Below are 12,728 nucleotides of genomic sequence, written 5' to 3' on the forward strand. Positions count from 1 at the left end.
TGCAGTTTGTTTAAGCCTAAACGATATGGTTATCCCCCCGCCGCCGCTGTGCGGCGCACGCGAGCGGCGGCTTCCGGGATGGGGCTGAGGGCTCGCCGGATTGACCATGTCCCGGGAATTGCGCACCTGCAGCAACGCGCCGCTTGCTAGAGGGGGGCCGGCGCGGTGATACTGGACACCCCCTGCCGCGAGTCCGGGATGGTCTTCCTGGTGAAGGGAGCCCGGCCCGGGGCTCGCGTCGGGATGGTTCGAACAGCGGAGCGGACATGAAAGTCAATATCGAGATCGATTGCACACCGCTCGAAGCGCGGCAGTTTTTCGGACTTCCCGATGTCGGTCCGATGCAGGCTGCGGTCATGGACCGGCTGCAGAACCAGATGACGAGCAACATCGACAAGCTCACGCCCGAAGCCATCATGCAGAGCTGGTTCACGTTCGATCCCCGCTTGGCCGAACGGTTTCAGGACCTGATGCTGACCATGACAGGCCTCGGCGGCAGCCGCTCGAACGACAAGAAGTCGGCCTGACGCGGCCGACGGCCGCACGGATTACGCTTGCGCGGAACTCCGAAGGGACGTGGCGTGACGTCACGGCATGGGGCAGGCTCCATGCCGGAGCCGAAGACCGGTCGAAAAAGACCGGCTGAACACTTCAGGGGAGGACGCATGACCGATCCGTCTTGGATGCCGGCGCTGCAGTTCGCGACGACCAACGGCATCCGCATGGGCTATTACGAGGCGGGCCCCGTCAGCGACCGGCCGCCGATGATCCTCTGCCACGGCTGGCCGGAGCTGGCCTTCTCCTGGCGGCATCAGATCAAGGCGCTGGCCGAGGCCGGCATCCGCGTCATCGCACCCGATCAGCGCGGCTATGGCGCGACCGACCGGCCGGAGCCGGTCGAGGCCTATGACCTCGAGCATCTCACCGCCGACCTCGTCGGCCTGCTCGATCATCTGAAGATCGACAAGGCGATCTTCGTCGGTCACGATTGGGGCGGCTTCGTCGTCTGGCAGATGCCGCTGCGATACCCCGACCGAGTCGCGGGCGTGGTCGGCATCAACACGCCGCATCTGCCGCGCGCGCCCGCCGATCCCATCGCCATCATGCGCAAGCGGTTCGGCGACATGATGTACATCGTGCAGTTCCAGGATCCCGCACGCGAGCCGGACCGCATCTTCGGCAGCCGTGTCGGGGAGACCTTCGATGCCTTCATGCGCAAGCCGCTGCCGCGCAGCGATACGCCGCCGACGGAGCCGCCGGACGGCGGGATCGCAGCCTCGCCATCGCTCAACCTGGCGTTCCCGCAGATGATCGCAGCCTATGACGCCGCCAAGGACACGCGGCAGCCGATCCTGTCGGAGGCGGAGAAGCAGGTGTTCGTCGACACCTTCACGCGCACCGGCTTCACCGGCGGCATCAATTGGTATCGCAACATGACGCGCAACTGGCAGCGCGCCGAAGGGCTCGATCAAACGGTGCGCGTGCCGTCGCTGATGATCATGGCGGAGAACGACGCCGTGCTGCCGCCCTCGGCCGCCGACGGCATGGAGAAGCTGGTGCCGGACCTGGAGAAACATCTCGTCCGCGACAGCGGCCATTGGACGCAGCAGGAGCAGCCCGCGGAGGTCAGCGCGAAGCTGATCGAATGGCGCCGGCGACGGTTCGGTTGAAGAACGGCCGAGGCAGATTGCACGTCCGAGTGAGAGGCTGCGGCCGAGCCAAACAACAACAGATGTCGTCAAGCCTGCCGACGCAGCGCGTCGGCTCTCCTAAGCCGCCTGCGCATTAGCGCCGTGCGCGTGCTCGGCGATTGCGTCGATGATCTGCGGCCACATCGGCCGCGGAGTAGCGTGACCCATGCCGTCGATCATCAGGAGCTTGGCATTCGGAATCGACTCCGCCGTGTCCTTGCCGGCGGTGGGATGGACCAGCGGGTCGACCTTGCCGTGGATCACGAGTGTCGGCGCCGTCACCAGATGCAGCCGCGGCTTGCGGCTGCCGGAGGCCAGGATCGCGCGCAACTGACGTCCGACGCCGGCGGGATTGATGCCGCGCGCGAAGCAGCGTTCGGCGAGTGCCACGTCATTTACCTCGTCCTCGGGAAATGAGCCGACGCGCAGCGCCTTCCAGGTCTTCTGGAAGCGCTTGATGTAGTCGTCCTTGGTCTTCGGCGGCGGCGCCATCAGCAGCATCGCGACCTCGCGCGTCGGCGGCGGGATGCGCGGATTGCCGGTCGTCGACATGATCGACGTCAGCGAGCGCACGCGATGCGGAAAGGAGATCGCGATCTCCTGCGCGATCATGCCGCCCATCGACGCGCCGACCAGATGCGCCGACTTGATGTCGAGCGCGTCCATCAGGCCGACCGTGTCCTTGGCCATGTCGAGCAGCTTGTAGGGCGCGGAGACGGGAATGTTGAAGAACCGCAGCTTGATCAGCTCGAACGGGGTCAGCCGGCGGCCGCCATGCAGCTTGCTCGATTGGCCGATGTCGCGGTTGTCGAAGCGGATCACGCGGAAGCCGCGGCTTGCGAGCTGTTCGCAGAACTCGTCGTACCAGATGATCATCTGGCCGCCGAGGCCCATGATCAGCACGAGGGGAGGGGCCGCCGGGTCGCCGAAGATCTCGTAGCAGATGTCGATACCGTTGGCGCGCACAGTCTGCGGCGGCTGATGAGCAGTTGCAGTCACTTGATCCCTCGTTCAAGGCCTTGGAACCCTCTATGGCATGGTTCTGTTGGTCGAGAGAAGCAAGCTACAAGTTCTCCCGCACCGCAGCGAAGGCGTGCTATGATAAGTTGTGTTTGAGTCTTGTATTGGTCTGAAGGAGCGTGCCGATGGCGAACAAAGCTGGCGACCCGATCGCATTCTGGCAGCAGATGGTCGGAGAGATGCAGAAGAGCTTCAGCGCCTTCACGCGGCTGCGCCCGATGGGTGTGACGCCCCGTCCATCCTCCGACGGTCCCGCAACTGGTTCAGGAAACGGACAGAAGCCCATGGTTGATCTGATGGAAAACTATTTCGCCGGCATGAACGTGCCGAGCCGTGGTCAGCTCACCGCCTTGAATGAGCGGCTCGCCTCCATCGAGGGCGAGCTGGCGGAGACACGGGTGTTGTTGAAGGAGCTGCTGGCTTCCGCGCAGGTGCCCGCGACGACGCCCGCCGATCTCGCTCCGCAATTGAACGAGATCAGGAGCGTGCTGGATTCGCTTCTCTCCGCGTCCAAGGCGCCGGCGCCAGTCGTGGCGCCGCCGCGCGACGTCACGCCGGACTTGAAGGGGATCAAGGACTTGCTCAACGAGCTTCTTGCCGCGACCAAGGCTCCGCAACCGGCGGCAAAATCCGCCGTCGACGTCACGCCCCAGTTGAGCGAGATCAAAGCATTGCTCGACCGGACGCTGAACGCTGCCAAAGCACCCGATCCGTCACCGACAGTCGCGATCGAGGCAGAGTTGCGCGAGATCCGGGCCATGCTCGACACGTTGATGAAGCCGTCTCAGCCCGTCGACGCCGCGCCCAAGGCTGATGAGGCGGCTCCAAAGCCGGCCGAGCCGGCCCGGTCGGGGAAGAACCGCAACAAAAAGCACGGCGGCGCCCCTGCCGAGCACTGAGGTTCACCCGAACGTTCCGACGTGCGGCGGGTCGCTCAGCGGTTGCCAGTTCTTTCCTCCCATCCCGGGATGGTGCGTTGCAACATTTATGTTGCGTTGCACCATTCAGAATGATATAGCTGAGTCACTCCGGTTTCATAAGGGACGGAGCGAGCCATAGCTCAGAAGCATTGAGGATGGAGACAGCCATGACCACCGAGACCAACACCGTGTTCGACACCGTCAAAGACGCCTTTGCGCCGGTGACCGACGCGTTCAAGAACCTGCAGACGATGGAAGTGCCGGAGTCCGCGCGGGAGTTCGTCAAGAAGACCGCGTCGACCGCCAAGGAGCGCGCTGCGGAGGCCCTCGCTGGCTCCGAGAAGGTGACGTCGGCGATCGAGACCGCCGTGTTCGACGGCGTGACCGAGGCCGGCAAGATCAGCCGGAACATTCAGCAGGCGCTGTATCAGGACACCGAGGCCTTCTTCGACGGCATCGACCGGCTGGCGTCCGCCAAGTCGATCAGCGAAGCCGTTCAGATCCAGGGTGAGCTGGCCCGTGCCCGCGGTGAGGCGCTCGTCGCCCGCGCCAAGTCGACCAGCGAGTATGTCGGCAAGCTCGTCACCGAAGGTGCCAAGCTCGCGCAGGAGAACATGGCCAAGGCCTACAACAAGACCGCCTGATCGCCTCGCGCATCAGCCGATCGACCTGCAAGGCCCGCATCGTGCGGGCCTTTTCTTTTGTGACCAGGCGAAACCGGATAAAGCGGAGACATGGCGCAGCCTCTGTCCCGCATCGTCAATCAACTGAAGAGCGAGCCGTCGCGCACGGGCTCGCTGATCATCACCGTGTTCGGCGACGCCATCGTGCCGCGGGGCGGCAGCGTCTGGCTCGGCAGCTTGCTCGCCTTCTTCGAAGGGCTCGCCATCGACGGCAGCGTGGTGCGCACGGCGATGTCGCGGCTGACGGCGGAAGGCTGGTTCGAGCGCAGCAGAATAGGACGCAACAGCTTCTATCGCCTGACCCGGCGCGGCGAACAGACCTTCGCCGGCGCCACCCGCCACATCTACGATTCGCCGCCGGCGGAATGGAACGGCAGCTTCGAACTGCTGCTCATCGGCAGCGCCGAGGATCGCGAGCAGGCGAGGACTGCGCTGCGCGATGCGGGCTTCGGCAGCCCGCTGCCCGGTGTGTTCGTGGCCCCCTCGAGCATCGCCGTCCCTGACGCAGTGGAGGGGGCCATCCGCCTGCAAGCGTCCGCCGGCTCCGACATGGCGCGACGGCTGGTCGCCGAGAGCTGGGCGCTGGAGCGGACGGCGGAGGCGTACCGCAAGTTCAGCGCCTCCTTTGCGCCGCTCAAGGACAGCATCGCGCGCGGCGAGGTGTTGTCCGACGGGCAGGCCTTCACCGCCCGGATCCTGCTGATCCACCACTATCGGCGCATCGTGCTGCGCGATCCGCTGCTGCCGGCCGAGCTGCTGCCGGGGAATTGGCCTGGACGGCAGGCCCGGGCGCTGTGCGGCGAGATTTATCGGTTGCTGCTGCCGGGTTCCGAGCGCTGGCTCGACGCGCATGCAACAAATGAGGAGGGGCCTCTGCCGGCGGCCGGAGCGGCGCTGCTGCGGCGTTTCGCCGTTGAGAATGCGGTCCGTTGATATATTACAGAATTCGATTGCACGGATGAAATCTCGTTATATATTGGCGTCAACCAAGTCCTGGGAGGACGCCGCCGCAATGTACACGCAGGCGCTCAATTCGCCCGAGGAGGGCAGCTTCGCCGAGGACGCTGGACGCGCCTCGCGCTTTCAGGCGCGCATCGATGCCGAAGAGCGCATCGAGCCGAACGATTGGATGCCGGCGGCCTATCGCAAGACGCTGGTCCGGCAGATCTCGCAACACGCCCATTCCGAAATCGTCGGCATGCTGCCCGAGGGCAACTGGATCACGCGCGCGCCGAGCCTGCGCCGCAAGGCAGCGTTGCTCGCCAAGGTCCAGGACGAGTGCGGCCACGGGCTGTATCTCTACGCCGCCGCCGAGACGCTCGGCGCCTCGCGCGAGGAGCTGGTCGATGCGATGCTCGCCGGCAAGGCCAAGTACTCCTCGATCTTCAACTACCCGACCCTGACCTGGGCAGACATCGGTGTGATCGGCTGGCTGGTCGACGGCGCCGCGATCATGAACCAGATTCCGTTGTGCCGCTGTTCCTATGGTCCCTATGCGCGTGCGATGATCCGCGTCTGCAAGGAGGAATCGTTCCATCAGCGGCAGGGCTACGAGATCATGCTCACGCTCTGCCGCGGCACGCCCGAGCAGAAGGCGATGGCGCAGGACGCGCTGAACCGCTGGTGGTGGCCGGTGCTGATGATGTTCGGCCCGCCCGACCAGGCCAGCCAGCACAGCGACACCTCGACCAAGTGGAAGATCAAGCGCTTCTCGAACGACGAGCTGCGCCAGAAGTTCATCGATGCCACCGTGCCGCAGGCGCAGTATCTCGGGCTCACCATTCCCGATCCCGAGATGACGCAGGACGAGCAGGGCCATTGGGTGCACGGCCCGATCGACTGGAACGAGTTCAAGCAGGTGCTGGCCGGCAACGGCCCGTGCAACCGCGATCGCATGGCCGCGCGCCGCAAGGCGCATGCCGAGGGCGCCTGGGTGCGCGAGGCCGCGACCGCCTACGCCGAGAAGCGCGCGCGGCGCCGGATGGCGCAGGCTGCCGAATAGGACAGGGAGATCGAAATGGCGACGCCGAACACGCCGTTGTGGGAAGTCTTCATCCGCAGCCGCAACGGGCTTGCGCACAAGCATTGCGGCTCGCTGCACGCGCCGGATGCGACCATGGCACTGCAGGCGGCGCGCGATCTCTACACCCGCCGCGGCGAGGGCCTGTCGATCTGGGTGGTGCCGTCGAGCGCGATCACCGCGTCCGATCCTGCCGACAAGGGCATGATGTTCGAGCCGGCGGAGTCGAAGATCTATCGGCATCCGACGTTCTACGATGTGCCCGAGGAAGTCGGGCATATGTGAGTGCGGACGGCCGTCAGCCGTCGTCATTGCGAGCGCAGCGAAGCAATCCAGACTGCCGGCTCGGATGAATCCCTGGATTGCTGCGCTCGCAATGGCTGAGTTCGTGGCGGGCCTGATCGGATCACAACCATGACCGCTCCCTCGATCACCGTCTGCGAAACGCCGCTGGTGCTCTACACCTTGCGCCGCGCCGATGATGCGCTGATCCTCGGCCATCGCCTCTCCGAATGGTGCGGCCATGCGCCTGTTCTCGAAGAGGACATGGCGCTGTCCAACATGGCGCTCGATCTGATCGGTCAGGCGCGCGAGCTCTACGGCTACGCCGCCAAGGTCGAGGGTCGCGACAATGACGAGGACAAGCTCGCTTATCTCCGGGATGTCAGGCAGTATCGCAACCTGCTGCTGGTCGAGCGTCCAAATGGCGACTTCGCGCACACGATGGTGCGGCAGCTGTTCTACGCGGCGTTCGCCGATCTGTATTGGCGCGGCATGATGGGCTCGACCGATGCGACCCTGGCGGCGATCGCGGCCAAGTCGGAGAAGGAATGCGCCTATCATTTGCGCCACGCCAGCGAATGGGTGATCCGGCTCGGTGACGGCACCGACGAAAGCCACGCCCGCGCGCAAGCCGCGATCGATGACCTCTGGCCCTATACCGGCGAGATGTTCAGCGTCGACGAGAGTGAGCGCGGTCTGATCGACGCGGGTATCGCGATCGATCCGACGCAACTGCTGCCGGAATGGCTGTCGAGCGTGTCGCATGTCGCGCGCGAGGCGACCCTGGTGCTGCCGGAGAACGAGTGGATGCAGCAGGGCGGCCGCGACGGCCGCCACAGCGAGCATCTCGGCCATCTCCTCTGCGAGCTGCAATACATGCAGCGCAGCTTTCCCGGTGCGACATGGTAGTTGCGGATTTCAGCCCGGCCGAGCTGCGCCAGCGCGCCTGGGACGCCGCGGCATCGGTGGTCGATCCGGAAATTCCGGTGCTGACGATCGACGATCTCGGCGTCCTGCGCGAGGTCGAGGTCGTCGGCGACCGCGTCGAGGTCGCGATCACGCCGACCTATTCCGGCTGTCCGGCGATGAACATGATCGCGCTGGAGATCGAGCTGGCGCTGGAGCGCGCCGGCTTCCGTGATGCCCACGTTCGCACGGTGCTGTCGCCGGCCTGGACCACGGACTGGATGAGCGAGCAGGGGCGGCGCAAGCTCAGGGAGTACGGTATTGCGCCGCCGCAGCCGTCGAGCGGGCGCCGCGCGCTGTTTGGCGTGGCCGAGGTTGCGTGTCCGCAATGCGGATCCGTCGACACCGAGCAGCTCGCCGAGTTCGGCTCGACCTCGTGCAAGGCGCTGTGGCGCTGCAGATCGTGCCGCGAGCCGTTCGATTATTTCAAGTGTCACTGATGCAGCAGCCGTCATCGCGAGCGCAGCGACTTGTCCGCCGAAGCCCGAAGGGCGTCGGCGGAAGCGATCCAGAGTCCCGCGCGGTCCTGGATTGCTTCGTTGCTTCGCTCCTCGCAATGACGGGAGGATGAACCCGATGTCGACCACGCCACGCTTCCACCGTCTCGCTATCCGTGACCTGCGCCGCGAGGCGCCCGATGCCGTGTCGCTGACCTTTGCGATTCCGAACGAGCTGGCGGCGGACTATCAGTTCGCGCCGGGGCAATATCTCACGTTGAAGACCACGCTCGGCGGCGAGGAGGTGCGGCGCTCCTATTCGATCTGCTCCGGCCCCGATGATGACGAGATCCGCATCGCGGTGAAGCGCGTCGATGGCGGCGCGTTCTCCAGCTTCGTCACTGACGAACTGAAGCGCGGCGACGAGATTGACGTGATGACGCCAACTGGACGTTTTGGCGTGGCATTGCAGCCGGAGGCCGCGCGCACCCACGTCGGCTTCGCGGCGGGCTCCGGAATCACGCCGATCCTCTCGATCGTGAAAGCCGTGTTGGCGCGGGAGCCGCACAGCCGCTTCTTCCTGTTCTACGGCAGCCGCACCACCGCAGGCATGCTGTTCCGCGAACAGCTCGAGGAGCTGAAGGATCGTTTCCTCGACCGCTTCTCGCTGTTCCACGTCATCTCCGGCGAGGAGCAGGATCTGCCGATCCTGCACGGCCGGCTAGACGGCGAGAAGGTGCGCGTGCTGCTGCGCTCGCTGGTGCCGGCCGAGAGCGTCGATCACGTCTTCATCTGCGGTCCCACCGGGATGAGCGAGGATATCGAGGCCGCCTGCCGCGCGCTCGGCATCTCCGACGACCGCGTCCATGTCGAGCGCTTCGTCTCCGGCGCCGGCGGCAAGCCGCGGCCCAAGATGGTCGTTCCGGACTCGGCGCCGCCGAAGGCCATCGCCGCCCTGATCATCGACGGCAAGCGCCGCGAGGTTCCGGTCGCCGACGGCGAAGCCATCCTCGACGCCGCGCTGCGCGCCGGCGTCGACCTGCCGTTCGCCTGCAAGGGCGGCATGTGCTCCACCTGCCGCGCCAAGCTGGTGGAGGGAAGAGCGGAGATGGAGCTTAACTACTCGCTGGAGCCATGGGAGCTGCAGGCTGGTTTTGTGCTCACGTGTCAGGCCAGGCCGGTGACGGAGCGCGTGGTGGTGGACTACGATCATGTGTGAGGTAGTGGCCGCGAAATTTCGACTGCTGATCGAGGCCTATGTGAGCACGCTCGCTCGGCTCGCTCGCTGCACCTCGCCCCGCTTGCGGGGAGAGGTCGGATTGCATCGTTAGATGCAATCCGGGTGAGGGGGACTCTCCGCGAGTTCGGTGCGTGGAGAGTCCCCCTCACCCCAACCCTCTCCCCGCAGGCGGGGCGAGGGAGCTCACTGTCATCGGCGCTCAATCTCGATTTCATCTCTGAACGGCTACCCCACCGGCCGCTTGTCCTTGATCCGTTTCGCCTTGCCGGCCGAGCGCTCCAGCGTGTCGGGCGGGACGACTTTCACCTTTGCCGTGAGACCGATGGTGTTCTTGATGTGGATGGAGATGCGCTCGGCGTGCGCGCCGAGGCCGGTCTCGTCCCAATGCTCGGGGCGCGACTCCGCGTAGATGGTCAGCTCGTCCATGCGGCCCTCGCGCGTCAGCTCCAGCATGAAATGGCCGCCGCACCACTCGGTCGACAGCAGGATCTCCTCGATCTGTGACGGGAACAGGTTGACGCCGCGCAGGATGATCATGTCGTCGGAGCGGCCCGTGACCTTCTCCATCCGTCGCATTCCCGGCCGCGCGGTGCCCGGCAGCAGGCGCGTCAGATCGCGGGTGCGATAGCGGATGACGGGAAAGGCCTCCTTGGTCAACGAGGTGAACACCAGTTCGCCCATCTCGCCGTCGGGCAGCACCTTGCCGGTGTCGGGATCGACGATCTCCGGATAGAAATGATCCTCCCAGATGTGCAGCCCGTCCTTGGTCTCCAGGCATTCCTGCGCCACACCAGGGCCGATCACCTCGGACAGGCCGTAGATGTCGGTGGCGTCCATCGCGAACGCATCCTCGATCTCGGCGCGCATCGCATTGGTCCACGGCTCGGCGCCGAAGATGCCGATCTTGAGCGAGCTCTGCCGCGGATCGAGGCCCTGACGCTTGAACTCGTCGAGGATTGCCAGCATGTAGCTTGGCGTCACGGTGATGATGTCAGGACGGAAATCATTGATCAGCTGCACCTGCCGCTCGGTCATGCCGCCGGAGATGGGCACCACCGTGCAGCCGAGCTGCTCGGCGCCGTAATGGACGCCGAGGCCGCCGGTGAACAGGCCATAGCCATAGGCGTTGTGGATGATCATGCCGCTCCGGCCGCCGGCGGCGCGGATCGAGCGGGCCATCACGGCCGACCAGGTCGCGATGTCGTTCCTGGTATAGCCGACCACGATCGGCTTGCCAGTCGTGCCCGAGGAGGCGTGCACCCTTACCAGTTGCTCGCGCGGCACGGCGAACATGTTGAACGGGTAATTGTCGCGCAGGTCGGTCTTCACCGTGAACGGAAACTTGGCGAGGTCGGCGAGCTCGCGGAAGTCGGAGGGATGCACCCCCGCCTTGTCGAAGGCGCGGCGGTAATGGGCGACGTTGTCATAGGCGTGCTTCAGCGACCAGGCGAGCCGGCTCGTCTGCAGCGCCATGATCTCGTCGCGCGAGGCACGCTCGGCAGCGTCCATCTCGGGAACGTAGCTGCCGGTCGATTGAAGCTTGGTCGATGTCATGGTCAGGTCCTCCGGCAGGGGCGCGGGGCGATGGGGAAGCGGATCAGCTCGCGGCGGCCGGGACCAGCGTGCCGCCGATGCTGCGGGAATGGCCGCGGAATTCGGCGATCACCGTGTCGCCTGCCGTAACGCGGACATCATAGATGCCTGAGCGCCCGCTGCGGGATACCTCGTGCGCGCGAGCAAGCAGAACGTCGCCGAGCTTGCCGGGGCGGATGAAGCTGATGCTGCCCTGTGCGGCCACGGTGCGGTCGTTGTGCGAGTTGCAGGCAAAGGCGAAGGCGGAATCGGCCAGCGTGAAGATGAAGCCGCCATGGGCGATGCCGTGGCCGTTGACCATGTGCGGCTGCACCGTCATCTGCAGCGTGGCGCGTCCGGGGCCGATCTCGACGATGTGCATGCCGAGCCCCTGGCTGGCGCGGTCGTCCTGCCACATCGCGTCGGCGCAGGCGCGGGCGAGAGCGTCGGCGGAAAGTGTCGCCACGCCGCTCACCGTGCGGCCTCCATGCATGCGCAATGCGTCGGCCACCCCTGAGGATGCGCTTCTGAAATCACGGCGTTCTCTCCCGTCGATGCTTGTTGGAACAAGCATTCTCATCTAGTTAGGTGCGACATCGTGGCAAATATTCTGCGCGCGTCAAGCGAAAGCGCTGCCTGCGCAACGCGCGTGTTGTCCGCAACCGGAAGGAATCCCGAACGTGCCCGAAGCCGCCAATCTGGCCATGATGGCCGGTCTCATGATCGGCCTGGTCTATGGCGTGGTGGGGCTGCTCAGCGGCTTCTGCATGATGAGCAGCCTGCGCGGCTGGTGGGCCGACGGCGACCGCCGGCTGGTGCGAACTTACGCCCTGGCGATGGGCATTGCCATCATCGCCACACAGCTGCTCGCGGCCAACGGCGCCGTCGATCTCGGCAAGTCGATCTATCTGCAGCCGACGTTCTCGGTGCCGCTGATGCTCTTGGGCGGTGTTCTGTTCGGCTACGGCATGGTGCTCGCCAACGGTTGCGGTTCGCGCGCGCTGGTGCTGCTCGGCCGCGGCAATCTGCGCTCCCTCGTCGTCGTGACCGTGCTCGCGATCGCGGCGGAGATGACGTTGAAGGGCCTGATCGCGCCGCTGCGCATCGCGCTGATGCAGGGCTCGCAGACCGCGGCGACCGCGACGTCGCTGCCGGCTGTGCTGTCGGTCGGTGGCCTGCATGGTGCAGCGGCGCGGCTGCTGCCGGCCCTCGGGCTCGGCGGCGCGCTGATCGTCTTCGCCCTTGCGCATGCGCCATTCCGGCGCGCGCCCGGCCAGATGCTCGCCGGCCTCGTCGTCGGCCTGCTGATCGCGGCCGGCTGGTTCGCGACCGGCACTCTTGGCGCGGACGATTTCAACCCCGTGCCGGTCGCGTCGCTGACCTTCGTCGCGCCGATCGCCGATGCCCTGCAATACATCATGCTGTCGACCGGCTCGACCGCCAATTTCGGCATCGCCACCGTGGCCGGGGTGCTCGCCGGCAGCCTCGTCACCGCGTTGGCGACGCGGCGCTTCAGGCTCGAAGGCTTCCACTCTCCGCATCACATGCTGCGTTCGGTTGGCGGCGCCGCGCTGATGGGCATCGGCGGCGTGATGGCGCTGGGCTGCTCGGTCGGGCAGGGCCTGACAGGGCTGTCGACCCTGGCGCTGCCGTCCTTCGTCGCCATCGCGGGAATCTTCATCGGCACGGCGGCCGGCCTGCGCGGAGCGTTGCGCGTCAGGCCGCTGAAGATCGAGCCGCAGGCGGCGCGTTAGTCTCATTGTGTCACGACCACCGTCATTCCGGGGCAATCGTCGATGCGAAGTCGCGAAGCGGCTGCGCGTCGGCGATTGAACCCGGAATATCGACATTGCCGGAAATGGACGCAAGACAATCTCGGGATTCCGGGTTCAAGGCC

At 65.8% G+C, this 12,728-nt stretch carries 14 protein-coding genes; 11 read left to right on the plus strand and 3 right to left on the minus strand.

Translation table 11 applies throughout. The features are described 5' to 3' along the window. Window positions 1–266 precede the first annotated feature (266 nt). Both QW887_RS11610 and QW887_RS11615 read left to right on the plus strand, forming a co-directional pair. The gene (locus tag QW887_RS11610) at window positions 267–527 is read left to right on the plus strand and encodes a DUF6489 family protein (protein ID WP_315715763.1); all 261 of its coding nucleotides are present in this window, start codon (window positions 267–269) and stop codon (window positions 525–527) included. Window positions 528–665: 138 nt separating this feature from the next. Beyond that, window positions 666–1,670: an alpha/beta hydrolase gene (locus tag QW887_RS11615; RefSeq protein WP_315715764.1), complete on the plus strand. Its 1,005-nt coding sequence runs from the start codon at window positions 666–668 to the stop codon at window positions 1,668–1,670. A 99-nt stretch (window positions 1,671–1,769) separates the two neighbouring features. On the opposite strand, the gene QW887_RS11620 is transcribed toward QW887_RS11615, so the two are convergent. After that, window positions 1,770–2,690 (minus strand): alpha/beta hydrolase, encoded by a 921-nt coding sequence (locus QW887_RS11620; RefSeq protein WP_315715765.1) that lies wholly within the window; start codon window positions 2,688–2,690, stop codon window positions 1,770–1,772. A gap of 146 nt (window positions 2,691–2,836) precedes the next feature. Between QW887_RS11620 and QW887_RS11625 the strand changes: the two genes are divergently transcribed. The 8 genes from QW887_RS11625 (at window position 2,837) to paaE (ending at window position 9,238) form a co-directional block, all read left to right on the plus strand. Further along, the gene (locus tag QW887_RS11625; RefSeq protein ID WP_315715827.1) at window positions 2,837–3,610 is read left to right on the plus strand and encodes a hypothetical protein; all 774 of its coding nucleotides are present in this window, start codon (window positions 2,837–2,839) and stop codon (window positions 3,608–3,610) included. A 188-nt stretch (window positions 3,611–3,798) separates the two neighbouring features. Further along, the gene (locus tag QW887_RS11630) at window positions 3,799–4,275 is read left to right on the plus strand and encodes a phasin (protein WP_315715766.1); all 477 of its coding nucleotides are present in this window, start codon (window positions 3,799–3,801) and stop codon (window positions 4,273–4,275) included. Between the two features lie 90 nt (window positions 4,276–4,365). Further along, window positions 4,366–5,247, plus strand: coding sequence for a phenylacetic acid degradation operon negative regulatory protein PaaX (paaX, locus tag QW887_RS11635; RefSeq protein ID WP_315715767.1), 882 nt, complete (start codon window positions 4,366–4,368; stop codon window positions 5,245–5,247). Between the two features lie 79 nt (window positions 5,248–5,326). Then, window positions 5,327–6,316 carry a 1,2-phenylacetyl-CoA epoxidase subunit PaaA gene (paaA, locus tag QW887_RS11640; RefSeq protein ID WP_315715768.1) on the plus strand — a complete coding sequence of 330 codons (990 nt, stop codon included), beginning with the start codon at window positions 5,327–5,329 and terminating at the stop codon, window positions 6,314–6,316. Between the two features lie 15 nt (window positions 6,317–6,331). Next, window positions 6,332–6,619, plus strand: coding sequence for a 1,2-phenylacetyl-CoA epoxidase subunit PaaB (paaB, locus tag QW887_RS11645; protein WP_315715769.1), 288 nt, complete (start codon window positions 6,332–6,334; stop codon window positions 6,617–6,619). A 129-nt stretch (window positions 6,620–6,748) separates the two neighbouring features. Then, complete coding sequence (gene paaC / locus QW887_RS11650) at window positions 6,749–7,525, plus strand: 1,2-phenylacetyl-CoA epoxidase subunit PaaC (protein WP_316194541.1); 777 nt, start codon at window positions 6,749–6,751, stop codon at window positions 7,523–7,525. Then, window positions 7,519–8,022 (plus strand): 1,2-phenylacetyl-CoA epoxidase subunit PaaD, encoded by a 504-nt coding sequence (gene paaD, locus QW887_RS11655; protein WP_316194542.1) that lies wholly within the window; start codon window positions 7,519–7,521, stop codon window positions 8,020–8,022. The genes paaC and paaD overlap by 7 nt, the downstream gene beginning before the upstream one ends. 136 nt (window positions 8,023–8,158) lie before the next feature. Further along, window positions 8,159–9,238 (plus strand): 1,2-phenylacetyl-CoA epoxidase subunit PaaE, encoded by a 1,080-nt coding sequence (paaE, locus tag QW887_RS11660; protein ID WP_316194543.1) that lies wholly within the window; start codon window positions 8,159–8,161, stop codon window positions 9,236–9,238. Between the two features lie 246 nt (window positions 9,239–9,484). Here the strand turns inward: paaE and paaK are convergent, their stop codons facing one another. Next, window positions 9,485–10,813 carry a phenylacetate--CoA ligase PaaK gene (paaK, locus tag QW887_RS11665; RefSeq protein ID WP_316194544.1) on the minus strand — a complete coding sequence of 443 codons (1,329 nt, stop codon included), beginning with the start codon at window positions 10,811–10,813 and terminating at the stop codon, window positions 9,485–9,487. 43 nt (window positions 10,814–10,856) lie between these two features. Next, complete coding sequence (gene paaI / locus QW887_RS11670; protein WP_315754681.1) at window positions 10,857–11,306, minus strand: hydroxyphenylacetyl-CoA thioesterase PaaI; 450 nt, start codon at window positions 11,304–11,306, stop codon at window positions 10,857–10,859. Window positions 11,307–11,538: 232 nt separating this feature from the next. Between paaI and QW887_RS11675 the strand changes: the two genes are divergently transcribed. Beyond that, window positions 11,539–12,585: a YeeE/YedE family protein gene (locus QW887_RS11675; RefSeq protein ID WP_316194617.1), complete on the plus strand. Its 1,047-nt coding sequence runs from the start codon at window positions 11,539–11,541 to the stop codon at window positions 12,583–12,585. The last annotated feature ends 143 nt before the right edge of the window (window positions 12,586–12,728 follow it).

Origin of the sequence: Bradyrhizobium sp. SZCCHNRI3052, from assembly GCF_032484895.1 — a bacterium.
GTDB lineage: Bacteria > Pseudomonadota > Alphaproteobacteria > Rhizobiales > Xanthobacteraceae > Bradyrhizobium.